Raw genomic sequence first — 20,893 nt, 5'->3', positions numbered from 1 at the left:
TTGAGAAGTCTGGAAGTTTAATAATCTAAAGGTGTGTATATGAGCAATAACAAACAAAATAAGTCAGCTTATAGAGAATCACTTAAAGATCTTGAAGAGCTACCAACGCCAGATACAAACAAAGATAAAAATTACTCCCATTCTAAAAGCACAAATAAAAGTAATAGAAAAAAGGATTGTCTTACTGTCGACAACAGCGATCCCACCTCTGATACTGTGGAAGATGGAAATGCACAAAATTTCAAACAGACAAAGAATAAAAGTTATTATCCAGGATTCCATCCTGCCAATGATTTAAACAGCGGAACTATTACACGCATATTGCAAAATATTGGCAAAAATTCCTTCAACATAGCACTCCGCAATGCATTTATATCCTCTTTAATCTGGTTTGCATGCGAGGTAGGTTTTGTAATTAAATTTTACGCAAATTCAACTGCAAATTCATTTTATGCATTTGCTATGCAACCAGAAGCAATAACCTTGTTTATCATAGCAAGTGTTGTACCTATTTCGCTCTTTTTTTCTTTTTTTATAATGATATCTCGTGCACGAGATATGCACGATGCTTCTCAATCAATAGCTGAGGTTGCGTTACGTTTAATAGATCCAGAAGAATACTCTTCTGAAAGAATAAAGTCGATCGGTAATGCTGTAAGTAGAGAAATTTCATTGATGACAGAGGGAATAGAACGTACTATTTCACGCGCATCTGAATTAGAAAAAAATGTCCGTTCTGAAGTAGAGGTTCTTGAAAACATTTATGTAAAAAACGAAGGTCGGATTAATAGCATAACCCAAAAACTCAAAGAAGAACGTGAAGCAATCGTTAGTCATGGAATGGAACTTCGTAGTTCTATTTCTGAAGTGCATGAATCTCTAAAAGATGAACTATCACTGACATGTGAAGAAATTTCTTTTCATCTATCAAGAGCTACAGATTCATTTAAGTCCACTGTAGACACGCGCATAGTAAAAATGACTGAAAAAACAAACCAAGTGGTTCAAGAATCAGCAGAAATAATTTCTTCGAAAATAGACCAATTATTGGAAGTTCTTCATTCAACATCTATTATCGTTACCGAAGAATTTGATAGTCGTATAAAATATCTTTCTAATACACTTGATAATTCGAGTAATAACCTATCTAGACAGTTGAATGGTTATGCGTCAATGGTAGAAAATAATACAGATAAAGTAAACATTACACTCAAAGAACAATCGATTCAGTTAATGCAGTCGTTTACATCACATATCTGTGAAATTTCAAACTTCTTTTCAGAAAAACAAATTTCTATGAATGCTGTTTTAGATGGTATGTTGCGGGATATGCGCGTGTTCTTTCAAGAAAAAGAAGATGTTTTTCGCAATAAACTTATTTCTACTACAGATACAGCGTTGCATGAAGTGGAAAACCGTAAGAATGCAATAGCTAATGTAATGAAATCGTTTCTTGAAGAAACTATTGAAACATTTGATAAACAAATTAATGAATTTAGTTTGTTTTTCAAAAATAATTTCCATGAAATTAAAACAAACTTAGAAAATAATGTAGATAAGCTTCATGGATGTTTTCAAAATTCACATTCTAGCATGAGAGATATTTTTCTTTCTAACATACAAACTATTGATTCTAATTTAGAAAAGAAGGCCCTACTTCTTGAAGATATTCTATCTAAAAAGCAAAATAATATCACTCAGATCACAGATAGAAATACAGAACAATTGAACAATACTCTAAAAATCAATATCGATAATCTCAAAGATATGCTCGAAGAAAGACGTCAAAAATTTGATTCCGATATTGCAAAAAAATCAGAAGAACTCTGCTCTTCATTTGATTCTTCGTATCAAAAGGTAAGCAATGTTATTGCTGATAAAGAACAGTTTTTTTCCAATTCTATCGCACGCGCGCAGTTGCAATTTGAAGAAACTCTTGCAGGTCGTCCGCAATCTATTGTCGATTCAATGTCCAATAATATTAAAAAGCTAACAGACAGTGTCTATGATAGAATAATGGTTTTAGTCGCAGCGTTATCAGAAAATCAAAAACATCTTGATGATAGCCTTGAAAACCATGTTTCTGATGTTGTTAATCAAATAAAAAATGCTGAAACGCAATTAGTAAGTCGCTTTGATGAAAGCTCTGAAAAAATTGTATTCTCTTATAATAATAGTAACAACAAACTTGAAACGATTTTCCAAAAACATCTTGCATCTTTCAATGATACATTTAGCAGTAAAAGCGATCATGTAAACGATATTCTACAAAGATCTACCGAACATATTGATGGTGTATTTTCTCATAATGCACAATGTATAGAAGAATTGTTAAATAGTGGTAGTGCAAATATTGAGTCAGGATTATCAATAGTTAACAATACAATGAATGATTCAATCGATGATGTTAAAACTATATCGATGACATTAGAAAAAACATGCAAAGAATTAGGAAGCGATCTTGTAAGAAATTCTAGTAAGATTCTTTCCTCTCTTGAACAAGCGCAAGAATTACTATGCAATAGTTTTAATCGGCATAATAATAGTTTCATCACTGCCTTATCAGATAATCAATCAAAATTTGAGAATAATCTTGTAAGTAAATCTCATTTTTTAATTGAGAAAATTTCTCAAGATATCGAAAAACTAACGGATATAGCCTATGCTAAAGCAGTAGATGTAGCTAATTCTCTCACTAAAATCCAAGGGGATATTGGAGTTGCTTTAGAGAATCATTCTCAAGTTATGTTAGAAAAAATTTCCGATGCTGATGTGCGAGTTGCAAAAACATTTAAAGAGTGTATGGGAAATATCTTATTATCTTACGATGAGAACAATCAAACTTTAGATAAAAAACTTTCTGATCACATTAATACCTTAAAACAAACCCTTACGGGTAACGAAAGTAAAATAGATAGTACTGTTGGATCTGCATCAAAATTTATTCAAGATCTTTTAGAAGAAAATTCCTCACGTATTGAGTCTTTGCTAAACTGTAGTAATAATTCAGTGAACATCACCTTACTTCGTTGTCATCAGAAATTTGATAAGTTGTTACAAGAAAAATCAGATGAGCTCGTCCGAATTCTTGATGATAAAGCATCTTGCTTATCTATTGCGGTTGCTCAGAAAACTGATGAGTTAGAAAACAAATTAAAAGAACAAGAGAATTCTTTGTCTCAAGCTGTCGATACTTCTTCTTCTTCTTTCAAAGATTTATCAAACAATATCCATGCTCTTACTCAAGAATTAGTTGCGGTTGTTGGTAATATGTCTCAATCTACAACCGATATTTCTGGACAATTAGAAGTGTCTCTAGATTCTGTAGACAAAAAAATCCAGAAGTGCAGAAATTTCTTCGGAGAGAAAATTATGTTCTTTATCGACGAAATATCTAAGGCAATGGAAAATTCAGAGCAAAGAATATCTCAGAGAACACAAGAAATTTCGCAACAATTATTGCGAGATAGTGATATTGTAACTGGTGAAATAATAGATAATACTTCTCGTATAAGTAGAGAAATCCATGATATTTCAGAAAAATTTGTTGAAACGAGCCAGTTATTAGAAAAAAGAGAAGAGAAGTTCCGTTCTAGTTTAGATGTTTTCAGCGACGGTATATCTAAGAGCATCCTTGAAGTTGATAATACAATTTCTTCTCATACCAATGATTCTCGTTCTTTAATAGAGAAAAGAGTAGATGAAGTAAGAGAAGTTCTTTCCAATCTAGACCGTTCATTAAAAAATCATGAATCTACTGTGTTTAAACAGTTTAAAGAATATATCCATTATTTTGAATCAAACATGAAAAATATGGAAAGCCTTTTTGATAAAAACAATCATTCCATGTTATTATCTTTTGAAGAACGTTCTAATATTCTTGATAATATCCTTTCGAAATGCTCCAATGAAATATCAAATTCTATTTCTGGTGCCTTTCATAAAGAAGGAAATACTATTGTCAATATTATAGATAAGCAAATATATAATGCTGCCAATGCGTTGAAAGATCTTGAAAAATTATTGATCAGTGACGTTGAAAATATAACTGGTCGTATTGCTCATAGTAGTCGAGATATAACAACAATAATCCATGACGCAACAAATTCTCTGCATAAAGTAGATGAGCGCTTGTACCAAACGACTAATCGCATTACGGAAACGACAGGACAAATCAATAATGTCCTTTTGGAATCATCGAAATTATTTGAGAAAAAAATCAAAGATCTCAATGAAATATCCACAAACGCTTTATTGCAAATGTCTGAACTCGTAAATAAATTCGATAGAAATTCTCAAATTATCATCAAAACTCATCATTCACTAGTAAAAGCGCAATCCGAAACAGGATTTAATCTAGACAACGGTGCAAACAACTTAGCAGAATTGACCAATCAATTGATTAACAAATCTCGTGAAGCTCAAAAATTTGTTAATTCTCTTTTAGGAGATATTAAAGAGGTTGTCCAACAAGCTGATTTTATTTCAGGAAAAGTTGTTAAAAATGTGGCGGATAATGTTAAAGCCTCTTTTGTCAAAATAGATGGAACCCTCTCTGACGTAGAAAAACGTAGTCGTAATACGATACAACTAATCAATAATGATTTGGCTGATATTGGGAATAAAACGGTTAAAACTCTTGACCGAGATTTTATGAAGATAGAAGAAAAGTCGCATGGTTTATCAAGTAATATGATTGAAAAAATACGTTCTGCTATACCTAATATTGAAGAGATTTTCTTGAAAATGCAGGAAAAAACAGGTCAATCCACGCAAGAATTTTTGAATTCTCTCAATAATAAAATAGATTTGTTTACTAAAAAATTATCTAAAACAAGTGATGATATTGCTTTGACTTCAAATAAAATAGCTGAAAATTTAAACAATTCTAAGAATGTTTTAAAACGTGATTATGTGTCTTTAGCGCAAGAAGCAAAAGAAAGCGCTGATGTAATACGCAGTGCTCTTGAAGAACAAGTTAGTGCATTAAAAGATTTTCAAAAATTAGTCATCGATTCGGCAGCAAATACTACTACTTCTTATAGCAAAAAATTGCATAATGATGATCAAAGCAATACGACAAAATCAGATAACAAAATAAACAATAGTCATTTAATAAAAAAATGGTTTAACGGTATTTTAAATTCTTCTATCAATAGTAAAAATGATAATTCTTCATCGATGAGTTTTCAAAACAAAAAATCACTATCCTCTATAGATTCTCTTGTAGAAGAGATATCTAACTTTATTGATTATGATGCTTTTGTTTATTCGTGGAAGTCTTATACAGAAGGAAAAGATGACATCTTAAGCCAACGCCTATATACAATAAAGGGGCAAAAAGTATTTATAAATCTTCAAGAACAATACAAAATTGATTCGAAGTTTAGGAATGATGTTGATCGCTATATCTCAGACTTTGAAGAAATGCTTTCTGAAAACGCTGAATCAAATGTTGATCCTTCTATGGTACAAGAACATATCATGTCAAATTATGGAAAAGCCTATATAATGCTTGTACACGCATCTGGGAGAACTTTATAAAAAGATACTAAGCAATCAATTAATGCCATAGCTGTGATAATTTGTCGTTGATGATGTGATACTTTGTCGTTGATAGTGATTTTGTATACTCATTAAAATAATTTCTATTGAAATAGAAAATAATTTTTCGCTTGTTAAACACTGTATTTTTTTAGATATCTTAATCTTTGAAAATTAAAAATTTTCACTTATCTTTTTCATATGGCATAAATTGATACTTGCTATAGACTAATTTTTAATAATATACATGGTCGTATAAATATTTTTTTTTATTTTAAGATTAGTTTTTAAAGTTTGAAATATGATTTCGAGAATTTCTACGATTGCGTTTCAAGGTATACAGGGAATCCCTGTCGAAGTTCAGGTAATGGTATCTCCAGGAAGAGTTGGAGTGCAGATAGTTGGATTAGCAGATAAAGCTGTTATAGAGAGCCGAGAAAGAATTCAATCTGCACTTTATTCATGCGGGCTTGCTCTTCCTAGTAAACGGGTTACCATCAATTTATCAACAGCTGATTTGCCTAAAGAAGGATCTCATTATGACCTCCCTATTATTCTTGCGTTAATGGCATCTATCCAAGCAATTAGTAGTGAATCATTATCAAAATATTTAGCAATAGGAGAAATAAATCTTGATGGATCATTAGCTAAAATTAATGGATCACTATCTGCAGCTATTTGCGCAAAAAATATTAAAAAAGATTTAATATGTCCTCAATCTTGTGGATCTGAAGCTGCGTGGGCATCAGACAGCCTGCAAATTATAGCACCCTCTAATATTTTAGAGCTAATAAATCACTTGAATAACAAAAAAATTATCCCTCGACCTATCAAATCTATATATAAAAAACGCGGTAATCTTCCAAATTTTGCAGATATAAAAGGACAAAAAGGCGTCAAACGTGCTCTTGAAATAGCAGCAGCTGGAGGACATAATTTATTAATGATAGGACCACCTGGCTCAGGTAAGTCTATGCTTGCTTCTTGTTTACCATCAATACTTCCCCCTTTATCTTTAGAAGAATCGATAGAAGTATCAATGATTTACTCAATGTTTGGCCAAACATCTTATGAATATTCTTTTGTACAAGATAGACCATTTCGCTCTCCACATCATTCTGCTACTATACCATCATTGATAGGTGGAGGCACGCAAGTATTACCAGGAGAAGCTTCTTTAGCGCATAATGGCGTGCTATTTTTAGATGAATTTCCTGAATTCTCACCTCATACACTTAATGCTTTACGTCAACCTCTGGAAACCGGCGAATGTGTTATTGCTCGAGCTAATCGAAAAATAACGTATCCTTCTCGCATTCAATTAATAGCAGCGATGAATCCTTGTCGGTGTGGCATGTCTAATAAAGATGAAGATGTTTGTATAAGAGGTCCACGGTGTGCAATTGAATATCAGGCACGTATTTCTGGCCCTTTAATGGATCGAATAGATATACGCATAGCTGTACCTGCTGTACCTGCATCCGATCTATTTGCAACACAGCAATCTGAAACAAGCGAAGAAATAACTTCTCGCGTTCTTCTAGCAAGGGAAATACAAAAAAATAGGCTAGAAAAAATCGGATCTTCATTAAAATATAATGCTACTTGTTCTTCTGTATTGATACCAATATGCTGAAAAAATGCTATTTTCAGCACGTGGATATCATAAAATACTAAAAATAGCCCGAACAATCGCAGATCTAGATTCATCAGAAGAAATTAAAAAAGTGCATATTGCAGAAGCAATTGCTTATCGTAGATCTAACCAATTTTCGATACCAAAGCAATAGCCTGTCTTTTATTAATTTACACCATTCGCAGATATTTTTTCTATCTAAATGCCAATAAAAGGACAATTGATGAGATCATATTCAATAGTAAAAATATTCTAATAAAGTCCTATCGAACCAAAGCCATTATTATTTCTTTCGTTTTCTTCTATAGGAATTTCTAATACAAGATCAGCATGGAGCAGATATTTTTTCTATCTAAATGCCAATAAAAGGACAATTGATAAGATCATACTCAATAGTAAAAATATTCTAATAAAGTCCTGTCGAACCAAAGCCATTATTATTTCTTTCGTTTTCTTCTATAGGAATTTCTGATACAAGATCAGCATGGACACGAATAGAACTTGCTATAACTAATTGAGCAATACGCATACCTCTAGTAATCAAAAAATTTTCTTGACCAAGATTAATCAATAATATCTTAATTTCACCGCGATAATCGCTATCAATTGTTCCTGGAGAATTCAAGCATGAAATACCATAATTTAATGCCAATCCAGAACGAGATCTTATTTGTCCTTCATAACCATGAGGTATTGCAACAACATATCCTCCAGGAATCAAAGAACGCATTCCTGGACTTAAATTAACCGGTTTACTTTCTGGCAAAGCTGCAAACAGATCCATACCTGAAGATCCGATTGTTTTATATTCCGGAAGAGGAATGCCATTCGCATGTGGAAGACGCATAAAAGGTATATATAGAGACTGCATAACTTCCGATGTATTTCAAAAAGTAGTTATTTGTCAATGATTTTTTTAAACACATAATATGCGAACTATAATAATTGATCGGTCATAAAAATATCCGGGAAAGAAATATTATTTTCTTTTATTGAAGATAATACATTCTTGCATCCGTAAATCCTAAAAAGAAAAAATACGATAATCTACATATCCAAATAGTATGGACCATCACCTCCTTGAGGAGGATTCCATTCAATATTCTGATTAGGATCTTTAATCACACATGCCTTACAATGAATACAATTATGTGAATGTATAATATAATTATTTTCACCATTGTTTTGGTGCCATTCATATACCCTAGCTGGACAATATCTCATGGAAGGACCAGAATAAACTTTCAATTCTGAATTTTTTTGTAAATTTTTATCTTTGATAAAAAGATGCGTAGGTTGTCCCTTTACATATTTTATTTTTGCTAAAAAAAGAGATGACATAATATCAAAAGTCAATTTTCCATCAGGTTTAGGATAGTCAATCTTCTTATATTTAGCAGCAGGTTCCAAAGAAGCATAATCTATTCTAGAATGTTTTAAGGTACCAAAAAAAGAAAAACCTAAAAATTTTTGAATACATACATCTATCAATCCTAACGAAAATCCGATTACTGTTCCAAAACGTGATAAAAAGGGCTTAACATTTCTTGTAATCCATAAATCTTTACCAATGTACGTTTGACGCCAAGAATTTTCAATTTCTATAGGATCATCATTTTTGCAATCGCTGGATAAGCGCTGGACGACTTTTTCTGCCGCTAAAATTCCAGAAAGGATAGCATTATGCGATCCTTTAATGCGAAGAAGATTAACAAATCCTGCTGCACAACCAATCAAACTTCCTCCTGGAAAAGAAAGCTTTGGAACTGACTGCCACCCTCCTTCACTAATAACACGCGCCCCATATTCTAAACGTTCTCCTTCTTCAAATATTGTTCTGATAGCTGGATGTGTTTTAAAGCGCTGTAATTCTTCATAAATTGATATCCAAGGATTGCGATAATCAAGATGTAAAACAAAGCCCACCGACACTAAGTTATCATCAAAGTGATAAATAAATCCTCCTCCAGAATTACTATTGTCAAGTGGCCAACCAACAGTATGAAGAACAAGACCTTTTGTATAATGTCGAGATTGAATTTTCCATAATTCCTTAACGCCAAGACCAAATTTTTGTGGTTGGCGTCCATCCATCAAGGAATATCGTTCTAACAGTTTTCGAGTGAGAGATCCACACGCTCCTTCTCCTATTAAAACATATTTACTTAACAACAACATAGGAGGAACATAGTTTTTTCCTGGTGTTCCATCATAATTTTTACCCTTATCACCTGTAAAAACACCACGAACTTCTTCTTTTTCTCCATAAAAAAAATCAGTAGCTGTAAAACCGCAATAGATTTCTACACCTAGTTCCTCGGCTTTATTCTTCAACCATCTACACACTCGTCCTAAAGAAACAATATAATTTCCCTTATTATTCATAAAAGATGGAAAACAAAAATGTGGTATCTGTATTGATCTACGCGAATTTAAAAAGCAATAAAGATCTTTTTTTACAATAGTATTAAATGGATGTGTTTTTTCTTCACGCCAACCTGGTAATAAAGTATCTATGCCAATGGGATCAATAATCGCACCTGAAAGAACATGATCTCCTACGTCTGCAGATTTTTCTAAAATCACAACAGATAAATGAGGATTGATTTGCTTACAACGAATCGCTGCTGATAATCCTGCTGGACCAGCACCTATAATAACAATATCATATTCCAAGACATCTATATCATTATAAATATCACAGTTATTCATATAATTACTCTTTCCTAGAAGATTATTGAAAAGAACAATACATCATTGGGATTATTTCTATTAGAATATTTTTGCCTTATAGCGAATAATAGACTTTTTATTGTTCTCGTTTCCTAAAAACGAGATATTTATAATTATAAAGGTATTGATTCATAATATTTTTTATAGCAATCTCGTATTTTTTGAAGAATCGACTATTTGAATAGTGAAATAACTATTCCCATTCAAAGAATAAGGAGTTACCATGCTTATCCCTAAAGACAATAAATTAATGAATTTTAATTTATAGGGCAATAAAAATACGCTCTTATGTTAAACCAACTGGATCATAATGAACATATAATTAAATGGAATAGGAAAAAATGCTGTGAATTTCTAATAAATAGTATAGAATGTTTTGCTAGTATTATGTCTCTCTATCTAGACCAATAACAAAAATAGTATTACTAGGCTATAATCAGATTATAAAATAATAATTTTTACATGATTTGAAGGAAAAGATGTTTAGACCAAAACGTATAGAACAACAATGCAATCCGCAATGTGCAAAAGTTTATTCCGCTAAAACAAGGAAGAATAGTTTTAATATTATATATTTTTATGTTACAGTCGGGGTATTCTTCATTTTTTGGAATGTAATCGGAAAAATTTTTTCATAGTGATTTCATCAATTAAAATAGTTCCATCTATTTTAGCAGCAGATTTCTCTCGTTTAGGAGAGGAAGTTTCTGATGTAACTAAAGCAGGTGCTAAGCAAATTCACTTCGATGTTATGGATGGCCACTTTGTTCCCAATATTTCTTTTGGGGCAGATGTCATTAAATCATTGAGATCTTATAGCGATGCTGTGTTTGATTGCCATTTAATGGTTTCGTCCATTGATTCGCATATAAAGATTTTTGCATATTCTGGGTGTGATATCATAACCTTTCATGCAGAATCTTCTCCTAATATACGCCGTTCATTACGTATTATCCACGCAATGGGCAAAAAAACTGGCGTAGCAATAAATCCTGAAACTCCTGTTTCCATACTTGAAGATGTCATAGATGAAATCGACATGATTCTCATCATGACGGTTAATCCTGGATTTGGTGGACAAAAAATCATTGAATCTACCATTCCAAAAATCAGACAGGCTAAATCATTAATTGGTAATCGCCCTATTTCTCTTGAAGTTGATGGGGGGATTACATCCAAAAACATTAAGTCTTTGGTACAAGCAGGAGCGAATCTTTTAGTAGTCGGATCATCTTTTTTCAATAAAAAAGGAGAAATATCTTATGAAAAGCGTTTAAATGATTTAAAAAAATCAGCATTAACGATTGATTAATAGATAGATTCTTTTTCTATTTAAATAATATTTGTTTCCTGTTAATTTATAATCGTTAAAAACATACTTAATATTTATATTTGATAATGTTTTGTATGTATCGCCCTCTTGCGTATAATTTAATTGATACGTCAGTCAGTCAGTAAATAGCCAAATTATTATATTTATATGCTTTCACAAGAAAGTTTTCTGCTCTTGCTTTTCTTGCATGAAACGTGTAAATGATTTGGTTCTCCTTTAAATGGTCAAAATATGATTTCTCGTTATGCTAGAACTGAAATGACCGCTCTATGGTCTCCTGAAACAAAATTTAGAATATGGTTCGAAATAGAAGCACATGCTTGTGATGCTTTAGCAGAACTTGGTATTATTCCCAAAGAAGCAGCAAAAAATATCTGGGAAAAAGGTAAAAATGTCGTTTTTAACGTAGATCGCATTATTGAGTTTGAAACAATAATTAAACATGATGTCATCGCTTTTTTAACACATCTCGCAGAAATCATCGGCCCTGATGCACGTTTTATTCATCAAGGAATGACTTCATCTGATGTTCTTGATACATGCTTTAGTATCCAACTTATGCGATCTACTGATATTTTATTAGAAGACATGAATCAATTGCTGGATAGCTTGAAAAAGCGTGCTTTTGAACATAAAGATACCATAACCATCGGACGATCTCATGGGATACATGCAGAACCTACAACTTTTGGTCTAAAATTAGCTATGGCTTATGCAGAATTCTCTCGTTCTCGTGATCGACTCCTTCGTGCTCGAGAAGAAATAGCTATCTGTGCGATTTCTGGATCTGTTGGCACATTTTCAAACATCCCCCCGTATGTTGAACAACATGTTGCAAAAGCTATGGGTTTGAAAGAGGATCCGATATCTTCCCAAATTATTGCTCGCGATCGACATGCGATGTATTTTTCAGTACTGGGAATTATTGCTTCTTCCATAGAAAGACTAGCTACAGAAATAAGGCATCTTCAACGCACTGAAATTCTTGAAGTAGAAGAATTTTTCCATCCTGGACAAAAAGGCTCTTCATCTATGCCTCATAAACGCAACCCTATCCTAACTGAAAATTTAACAGGATTATCTCGATTAATACGCTCTCACGTGATTCCTGCCATGGAAAACGTAGCTCTTTGGCATGAAAGAGATATCTCACATTCTTCTGTTGAAAGAGTTATAGGGCCTGATGCAGCAATACATCTTGATTTTGCACTTAACCGTTTAAAAAATATCATAGAAGAATTAGTTGTTTATCCAGATAATATGAAGAAAAATCTTGAACATCTTAGAGGATTGATTTACTCCCAACGTATACTTCTAGCATTAACGCAAGCAGGAGTATCAAGAGAAGAAGCATATCAACTTGTTCAGCGTAATGCCATGAAAGTATGGCAAAATGGATCTATTTTTCTTGATGAGTTGCTTGCAGACATTGATATACGAAAAGTTTTATCTGAAAAAGAAATATGCGATAAATTTGACCATAAATATCATACTAAACATGTTGATACCATTTTTGAACGTGTTTTCCAGATATAGTAGAAAATCGTTTTACGATAATTTTAGTTTTGTTTGATTTAAGAAAAAAAAATTTATATCACTTTCGGCATAAAGATTGGTTATTTATAACGGTTGAAAGAGAGGATGGATGAGATCGCGAAATCCTATTTATGAAGGAAAAACCAAAATTGTTTATGAAGGCCTTGAACCTGGAACTCTTATCCAATTTTTTAAAGATGATAATCATGATGATAATCATGTGGAAGATACATCACGCTGTGCAATACTCAATGGTAAAGGTGTGTTAAATAACCGAATATCTGAACACATGTTCACGCAATTCAATAAAATTGGTATTCCGCATTACTTCATTCGTAGAATAAACATGCGAGAACAACTAGTTCGTGATGTAGAAATGATTCCTCTCTTAATCGTTGTTCGAAATACTGTTGCAGGATCTTTAGCTAAAAGACTAAATATGTCTGAAGGTTTGTCGCTTCCACGATCTATTGTTGAATTTTATTATAAACCTGATTGTTCTAAAAAAACATTGGTTTCTGAAGAACATATAACTGCTTTTAATTGGGCTACTCAATCTGAAATAGAAGAAATAACAGCTCTGAGCCTTCGTATCAATGATTTTATTACAGGTCTTTTCCTAGGAATCAATATTCAACTTGTAGACTTCAGAATTAAATGCGGACGTCTACTCGATGGTGATATCATACGTATCGTTCTATCAGATGAGATTTTCCCTGATTGCTGTCGCTTGTGGGATATTAGCCAGCAAGACGAATGTGATAAACAACGTTTTAGCAGAGGTAATAATCAATTATTAGAAGGTTATTCTGAAGTAGCTCGCCGTTTGGGCATATTTAAAAAAAATGAACCCGCGCTCAAGACAACTCTCATTGTAAATAAGAAATAATAAAGGAGAATAGATTTGTGATCAAAGCAAAAATTACGGTTAAACTAAAAAAAGATGTTCTTGATCCCCAAGGAAAAGCATTAAAAACCGCCCTTTCGAATATTGAATTCCATAATATTATTCAAATCCGCCAAGGGAAAATTTTTGACATAGAACTAGATGAAAAGCACGCTGATGTTGCAAAAAAAGAACTTGATTCTATCTGTAAGAATCTTCTTGCTAATCCCGTTATCGAAGACTACGATATCGAAATTATACAATCCTAAAAATAAAATCTACTTAATTTCCTTGATTAAAAAATATCACTGCGGTATTTTTTTATTTATGCAAAGTAACCCTTAGAACATTAATGCTATTATTCTGAATAAATTATTTTTCATACCTTTTTGGAAATATCTATGAAAACCGCTATAGTACAGATTCCAGGTCTGAATCGCGATAGAGATATGATTAAGGCCGTGACAAAAATCTTCAAACGACCTCCACTTTTAGTATGGCAATCTGATACCGATATTCCAAATGTCGATCTTATTATTATTCCTGGTGGTTTTTCTTACGGTGATTATCTTCGTTGTGGAGCGATTGCTGCACGTACTCCAGTGATGCAAGTCGTCAAAAAAAAAGCACAACAAGGAGTAAAAGTTCTTGGAATTTGCAACGGATTTCAAATTCTCGTAGAACTAAACCTGCTTCCTGGTATTCTTATGCGTAATGCTTCATTAAGATTTGTTTGTAAACAAGTATTAATAGAAGTTGTTAATTCTAAAACAGCATTTACCAAGTCGTATAAGATGAATGAAATTATTAAATGTCCCGTTGCCCATCACGATGGAAATTATTTTGTCGATGCAAAAGAATTAGATGAAATAGAAAGCAATAATCAAGTTTTATTTCGCTATGCATCTGGCACCAATCCCAATGGATCTCTAAACGACATCGCAGGTATTATAAACCGACAGGGAAATGTATTAGGCATGATGCCCCACCCAGAAAACATGATAGAAGAAATTCATGGAGGAGAAGGTGGTCGTACTCTCTTTACATCTCTTATCGCCTAGTGCGAATAAATTTTTAATTAATTCGTAAAAATGAAGATGAAAATACGGTTAAATCAATGCTTTATATTATAAATTGGTAATTTATGCTATAATTTTTCTTTAGTACGATCTCTAATTATTATATTAAATATATTGAAAAATTTTAGTGATTAAAACAATAAATATACCAAAATATTAATGATATTTTAGTAAAATATGGGAAGTATGCTCATGGTACAAATAAAGTAAAAGTACTAATTTTTCTGCAAACAGCAATATTGTTCATGCGTCTTATATTTTATTACCAAATCTGCTATCTGTAAACAATATTTTATCTTAGTACAACAGAGATGTCTTATTTCGTAGTTCATAAACGTAAAACTGGTATTTACATTTGCAAAGTATGAATTTATGTCTGTCATTTAAATTGTCAATCAAGATTGCGTAGCTATTAATGCCTAAATCTCTTATTACACCTGAAATTTTCGATGCGCATGGTCTCAAAAAAGACGACTGCGATCGAATATTGCGTATTCTCAAACGCCAACCAACTTTGACAGAGATAGGCATTATATCAGCTATGTGGAATGAACACTGTTCTTATAAATCGTCAAAAAAATGGTTAAAGACCCTCCCTACTACTGGCGAACACGTTATCCAAGGACCTGGAGAAAATGCTGGCGTTGTTGATATTGGAGATGGCGATTGTGTTGTTTTCAAAATGGAAAGCCATAACCATCCATCATATATTGAACCATATCAAGGAGCAGCAACAGGTGTAGGTGGCATTCTGCGTGATATTTTTACAATGGGTGCACGACCCGTTGCTGTTATGAATTCATTGCGATTTGGTTCTGTTAATCACCCCAAAACAAAACGATTACTGTCTGGAGTAGTGGCAGGTATTGCTGGATATAGTAACTCCTTTGGTGTGCCAACAATCGGAGGAGAAGTGGAGTTTCTTCCTTGTTATAATGAAAACATTCTCGTCAATACTTTTGCTGCTGGACTTGCCAAAAAAGATGCAATTTTCTCTTCAAAAGCAAAAGGCGTAGGCCTCCCTATTGTATATTTAGGTGCGAAAACTGGTCGAGATGGCATCGGTGGCGCATCAATGGCTTCAGAAGAATTTGGAGAAGACATTGAGGAAAAACGCCCTACCGTTCAAGTGGGAGATCCGTTTACGGGAAAATGTTTGTTGGAAGCATGTCTAGAATTAATGCAAGCAAATGCTGTCATTGCCATCCAAGATATGGGAGCAGCAGGATTAACATGTTCTGCAGTAGAAATGGGAAATCAAGGGAATCTTGGAATTAAACTGGATCTTGATCAAGTACCAACACGCGAAGAAAGTATGACTGCTTATGAAATGATGCTTTCGGAGAGTCAAGAACGTATGCTCATGATTCTCAATCCAAAAAAGAAACAAACAGCGCAAGATATTTTAAATAAGTGGGGACTTGATTTCTCAATTATTGGTATAACAACCGATGACATGCTATTTCGTGTATTCCACCGTGGCGAAGAAGTTGCAAATATTCCCATAAAAGCATTGAGCGATGAAGCACCAGAATATGATAGAGCATGGTGTGAGCCTATCAGCATTCCCCCTTCAGATCCTAAACTCCTTCGTTCTACTGAAAACTATACTAGTAGTTTGCTAAAACTTTTATCTTCTCCGAATCTATCTTCAAGAAGGTGGGTATATGAGCAGTATGATACAATTATCCAGAGTAATTCTATACAGCTTCCGGGCGGAGATGCGGGCGTCATCCGAGTAGAAGGACATAAAACTAAAGCTCTGGCTTTTTCTTCTGATGTAACACCACGCTATGTGAAGGCAGATCCGTTTGAAGGGACGAAACAAGCGGTTGCTGAATGTTGGCGCAACATTATAGCAACTGGGGCAAAACCGCTAGCTATAACAGATAACCTTAACTTCGGTAATCCTGAAAAAGAAGAGATTATGGGACAATTTGTACATTCTATAAAGGGAATGCGTGAATCTTGTCAAATATTAAATATGCCAATAGTTTCAGGAAATGTATCTTTCTACAATGAAACTAACGGACAATCAATCTTCCCTACACCAACCATCGCTGGAGTTGGAGTTCTTTCTGATTGGTCACTGATGGCAAGAATTGATAGCGCTCATGATGAAGATCTTATCTTTATGATCGGGAATGATGGGAGTCATCTTGACTGTTCAATATATAGCATTGAATGCGCGTTAGGTGATATAGGTCCTCCTCCAAAAGTTGATTGTCATCTCGAAAAGCGTCATGGAGATTTTATTCTTTCTATGATTAATACGAAAAAAATTACAGCATGCCATGATATTTCTACGGGAGGACTAATCATTTCTCTGGCAGAGATGGCAATATCTTCTGGGAAAGGCATGAATATTATTTTGCCTATAGAAGAAGATCCAACCCCTTTTCTCTTTGCAGAGGATCAGGGACGTTATGTAATTTGCATTCCTCCAGAAATTCAGGATTCAGTAGTATCGGAAGCGAATCGTAAAAACATTCCTTGGCGTCATTTAGGAAAAGTGTCAGGTGATGCTTTGTCTATTAATAAAATACTCGATATACCTGTTGCAATATTACAAGAAAAGTATGAATCGTGGTTTCCTCAATTTATAAATTAACGAGCTGTATAAATTATTAAATATAAGAGAGTAAAATATGTCTATGGATCCACAAGAAATAGAAAAAATGATCAAGAAAGGAATACCGCAGGCTATTGTTACCATCCATGATCTAAAAGGAGATGGAAATCATTACGCTGCAGAAATCGTTTCTGAAGAATTTCGTGGTAAGAGTCGTATACGACAACATCAAATGGTATATGCCGCTTTAGGAGAAAAAATGGGAAATGATCTCCATGCTCTCTCTATTAAAACCTCAGTTCCAAATTCTCACAACTCAAATTAACAGATAAACCTTGTCGAAAAATAGAAGTTTAGTTGAATTATATAATTAAAAAACGGAGTATACGAAGCATGAATAATATTACGATTCATGATGAAATCAAAAAAAATGATGTTGTCCTATTTATGAAAGGTACACCTGAATTTCCACGTTGTGGCTTCTCTGGGAAAGTAGTAGAGATTCTTGATAAAATCGGTGTATCTTATAAAGGGATAGATGTACTTGCAGATGAAGCCTTACGCCAAGGAATCAAAGATTATTCCCATTGGCCAACTATTCCTCAACTCTATGTCAAAGGTGATTTTATTGGTGGCTGTGACATCGTGTGCGAAATGTTTGAATCTGGAGAACTGCAACAAATTTTAAGTATCGATAAAATCTAGGCGATAATACAATAAAATAAATGATTTCATTTTTATTTACTTATCTTAATTATGAAAGAATATTGCCGTGAAAAAGCAACTTCCCTCAAAATTACAAAATGCCAATATTAGCTATACAGAGTTCCTCATCGTTATAGCAATGTTGATGGGTATTAATTCTCTCGGCATAGATATAATACTACCATGCTTACCTCAAATTAGTAGTTTTTTAGGACTTGTTAATGAAAACCACAGACAACATTTGATATCTTTTTATCTTATCGGTTATGGGATAGCTCAAATTTTCTATGGACCTTTATCAGATCGTTTTGGTCGTAAAATTGTTATGATGTCCGGGTTAGTCATATACATCTTATCTACATTATTCATGATAGTGATAGATTCATTCTCTGGAATGCTTGTCATGCGATTTATTCAAGGAATCGGAGGGGCTGCGCCACGAATTATTACTATTTCAATTATTCGTGATGTTTATGATGGAGCTGATATGGCTAAAGTATTATCTATAGCTATAATGATTTTTATGATTATGCCAATATTAGCGCCTAGTATGGGACAAGCTGTAATTTTTGTTTCAGGTCATTGGAGTGGAATTTTTATTTGTATGGGAATAGTCACTACTATCGTCATGCTTTGGTATTACATACGTTTTCCAGAAACTCTTAATCCACAAGATGTACGTCCTTTAAATTTAAATCTTATATTGCATAGCTTTTCTCTTATCTTTAAAAATCGTGTTTCTACCTTATATAATATTGCCAATAGCTTAACTATGGGAGCCATATTAGGATTTGTAAACTCTTCACAACAAATCTATGTCGAAATATATAATTTGGGGAATTTATTTCCTCTAGCATTTGCAATTGGTGGCATAGCTATGTCTATTGCTTCTTTTGTTAATTCTCGTCTGATAGAAAAGTTTAGCGTACGCCTTGTATCACATTACTCTCTGCTAATGCTTATGCTAATTACAGGATTATGGCTTTTAACGCAAATCACTACTGTACATCATATAAATTTACCTGTTTTTATAATGTTATTCTTTTTAGCATCATTTCAATTTGGATTAATCAATTGTAATTTTAGTAGTATCTCTATGGGACCATTCTCACATTTAGCAGGAACAGCATCATCTGTATTTGGTTTTACCAATACGTTAATAAGCACAATTGTGGGAATAATAATAGGACAATCCTTTAATGGAACCACTTATCCTATTACTATAGGATTTTTCTTAATAGCAATATTGTGCTTTATTTGCATATTTATAGTTGAAGGTAATGAAATGTTCAGAAGGAAAAAATCATGAAAAAAACAATGTTTCAAACATCTTTTATTTCTCATCCCCTATTTTTTGCTAGAAAATATATTATATAATTTTAAGTAAATTACCTTTCCCATGAATAAAAAATATCTATTTTAAGAAATATGAAAATTTTTCCGCTAGAAAATCACATCTCCGATAAAAGATGGAAAAGCTTTTTTATGACAATATTTATCATTTGCTATTAGTGCCTTGATCACATTTTTTCTTAAAATATTTTCTGTCTATCATTATTTTGCATTGAAAAAATAGCAATTTCAAAAACAAAAATCAGATAGACAAAATATTTATTATTTTTAATTTAATACAAACAGCAAATATATTTTTTCATAACCATCTGAAATTAATGTTTTTTACTATCTTAATAAGTTCTTTATAAGATTCGGAACAACAGAATATTTCTTTTATTTCACATTTATTTTTTCAAATAATTGATAACTAGAGGAAATAGTCATTTCTACACCACAAAATAAATCACAGGAAAATATAAAGAACTTATAAACAACACCAGTAATAAACCCATTTTATTTACTCTCAGGTATATTCCATCGCTTATAAATTATATTTACTTCCACGTCTATTCCATCGCTTATAAATTAAATGATATTTCATTAACACAAACCATCTACTATAGAAATAGTCCGATACAATACGTTAATATTTTATACTATAAATAAAAAATGATCATTTTTTGAACTATTATCGCGTATGCCAGATACTTCTCTTCCAATATACATACCTTCAAGCGTGAATCGATATGCAATATCAAAAAAAGCAATGTCCTCACAAGCATGACACTTTCTTAAAGGATAGTAAAAAATTAGTTCTATATATTTATCCTTGCGATTGCTTTGCATAAACCATCCTGGACCAAAGGGATAAATCTTTTGATTCTTCAATAAAGAATCCTTTACAACAGAAGAATAATTATCAAAAAAATCATTTATAGAATCATCAACACGAACGCGGATATTGCCTATAGGAGGAATAAGAAAACTTTCTGACGTTGCATTAGCTCTATTGGGATATTCAACCTCTAAAACACCAATTAAACCTTCTTTACGATACGAAGATACGTATGCATATACTCCCTCTTCCATTGTTAAATATTCAGCAGCTTGAACTGCCTCTTTTCTTCCTCCCGTTCTTTTAATAAGATCGATGAGACAAATCTTCGTATCCTGGTTATTCTCGTTACATTCTTTATATGAAGTATCATATTTAAACTCCCATACACTTTTTTCAGAAAACGGGAAAATACGATCTTGTGAAGAAAAAACTTTTTGATAAACAAAATAAGAAAGTAAAATAGCACCCATAAATAATATAAGGATGAGCATAATCCTATATTTAACATTGATCATATCATAAATCTCTCGCAATAAATATTATTAATAACATTATAAAAATCACAGTATTGATAGCAAATTTATGTAGATAGAAAATTTTTCATATAATATAACTTTATAAAAACCAAAAATATATCCGCAAAAAATAACAATTTTACATAAACGCAACCCTATATAATAAAAATAGATCATTATT

Annotated in this window: 13 protein-coding genes and 1 pseudogene; 11 read left to right on the top strand and 3 right to left on the bottom strand. The window is 32.7% G+C overall.

Annotation, left to right across the window (positions count from 1 at the left end):
* The first annotated feature begins 39 nt into the window (after positions 1–39).
* Both G293_RS04685 and G293_RS04680 read left to right on the top strand, forming a co-directional pair.
* Positions 40–5,544, top strand: a complete 5,505-nt coding sequence (locus tag G293_RS04685; RefSeq protein WP_047264510.1) for an apolipoprotein A-IV repeat region-like domain-containing protein — start codon at positions 40–42, stop codon at positions 5,542–5,544.
* A gap of 301 nt (positions 5,545–5,845) precedes the next feature.
* Positions 5,846–7,334 (top strand): annotated as a pseudogene (locus tag G293_RS04680) (YifB family Mg chelatase-like AAA ATPase).
* A 252-nt stretch (positions 7,335–7,586) separates the two neighbouring features.
* On the opposite strand, the gene dut reads toward G293_RS04680, so the two are convergent.
* Positions 7,587–8,051, bottom strand: a complete 465-nt coding sequence (gene dut, locus G293_RS04675) for a dUTP diphosphatase (protein WP_047264509.1) — start codon at positions 8,049–8,051, stop codon at positions 7,587–7,589.
* Between the two features lie 176 nt (positions 8,052–8,227).
* Positions 8,228–9,892 (bottom strand): electron transfer flavoprotein-ubiquinone oxidoreductase, encoded by a 1,665-nt coding sequence (locus tag G293_RS04670; protein ID WP_047264508.1) that lies wholly within the window; start codon positions 9,890–9,892, stop codon positions 8,228–8,230.
* A 658-nt stretch (positions 9,893–10,550) separates the two neighbouring features.
* Here G293_RS04670 and rpe point away from each other — a divergent pair.
* From rpe to G293_RS04625, 9 genes are all read left to right on the top strand, one after another.
* Positions 10,551–11,225: a ribulose-phosphate 3-epimerase gene (rpe, locus tag G293_RS04665; RefSeq protein WP_047264507.1), complete on the top strand. Its 675-nt coding sequence runs from the start codon at positions 10,551–10,553 to the stop codon at positions 11,223–11,225.
* Between the two features lie 252 nt (positions 11,226–11,477).
* A complete protein-coding gene (gene purB / locus G293_RS04660) occupies positions 11,478–12,782 on the top strand; it encodes an adenylosuccinate lyase (protein WP_047264506.1) in 1,305 nt (434 codons plus the stop codon).
* 109 nt (positions 12,783–12,891) lie between these two features.
* Positions 12,892–13,671, top strand: coding sequence for a phosphoribosylaminoimidazolesuccinocarboxamide synthase (locus tag G293_RS04655; RefSeq protein ID WP_047264505.1), 780 nt, complete (start codon positions 12,892–12,894; stop codon positions 13,669–13,671).
* A 20-nt stretch (positions 13,672–13,691) separates the two neighbouring features.
* The gene (gene purS / locus G293_RS04650) at positions 13,692–13,937 is read left to right on the top strand and encodes a phosphoribosylformylglycinamidine synthase subunit PurS (protein ID WP_047264730.1); all 246 of its coding nucleotides are present in this window, start codon (positions 13,692–13,694) and stop codon (positions 13,935–13,937) included.
* Positions 13,938–14,069: 132 nt separating this feature from the next.
* The gene (gene purQ, locus G293_RS04645) at positions 14,070–14,729 is read left to right on the top strand and encodes a phosphoribosylformylglycinamidine synthase subunit PurQ (protein WP_047264504.1); all 660 of its coding nucleotides are present in this window, start codon (positions 14,070–14,072) and stop codon (positions 14,727–14,729) included.
* A gap of 433 nt (positions 14,730–15,162) precedes the next feature.
* Positions 15,163–17,358 carry a phosphoribosylformylglycinamidine synthase subunit PurL gene (purL, locus tag G293_RS04640; RefSeq protein ID WP_047264503.1) on the top strand — a complete coding sequence of 732 codons (2,196 nt, stop codon included), beginning with the start codon at positions 15,163–15,165 and terminating at the stop codon, positions 17,356–17,358.
* A gap of 37 nt (positions 17,359–17,395) precedes the next feature.
* Positions 17,396–17,644 (top strand): BolA family protein, encoded by a 249-nt coding sequence (locus tag G293_RS04635; protein WP_047264502.1) that lies wholly within the window; start codon positions 17,396–17,398, stop codon positions 17,642–17,644.
* 68 nt (positions 17,645–17,712) lie between these two features.
* Positions 17,713–18,024: a Grx4 family monothiol glutaredoxin gene (gene grxD, locus G293_RS04630; protein WP_047264501.1), complete on the top strand. Its 312-nt coding sequence runs from the start codon at positions 17,713–17,715 to the stop codon at positions 18,022–18,024.
* A 67-nt stretch (positions 18,025–18,091) separates the two neighbouring features.
* Positions 18,092–19,333, top strand: coding sequence for a multidrug effflux MFS transporter (locus tag G293_RS04625; protein ID WP_047264500.1), 1,242 nt, complete (start codon positions 18,092–18,094; stop codon positions 19,331–19,333).
* 677 nt (positions 19,334–20,010) lie between these two features.
* On the opposite strand, the gene G293_RS04620 is transcribed toward G293_RS04625, so the two are convergent.
* Positions 20,011–20,712: a hypothetical protein gene (locus G293_RS04620; protein ID WP_047264499.1), complete on the bottom strand. Its 702-nt coding sequence runs from the start codon at positions 20,710–20,712 to the stop codon at positions 20,011–20,013.
* Positions 20,713–20,893: the final 181 nt, after the last annotated feature.

Origin of the sequence: Candidatus Liberibacter africanus PTSAPSY, assembly GCF_001021085.1 — a bacterium.
Taxonomy (GTDB): domain Bacteria; phylum Pseudomonadota; class Alphaproteobacteria; order Rhizobiales; family Rhizobiaceae; genus Liberibacter; species Liberibacter africanus.
This window is presented reverse-complemented; position numbering and strand designations above follow the sequence as displayed.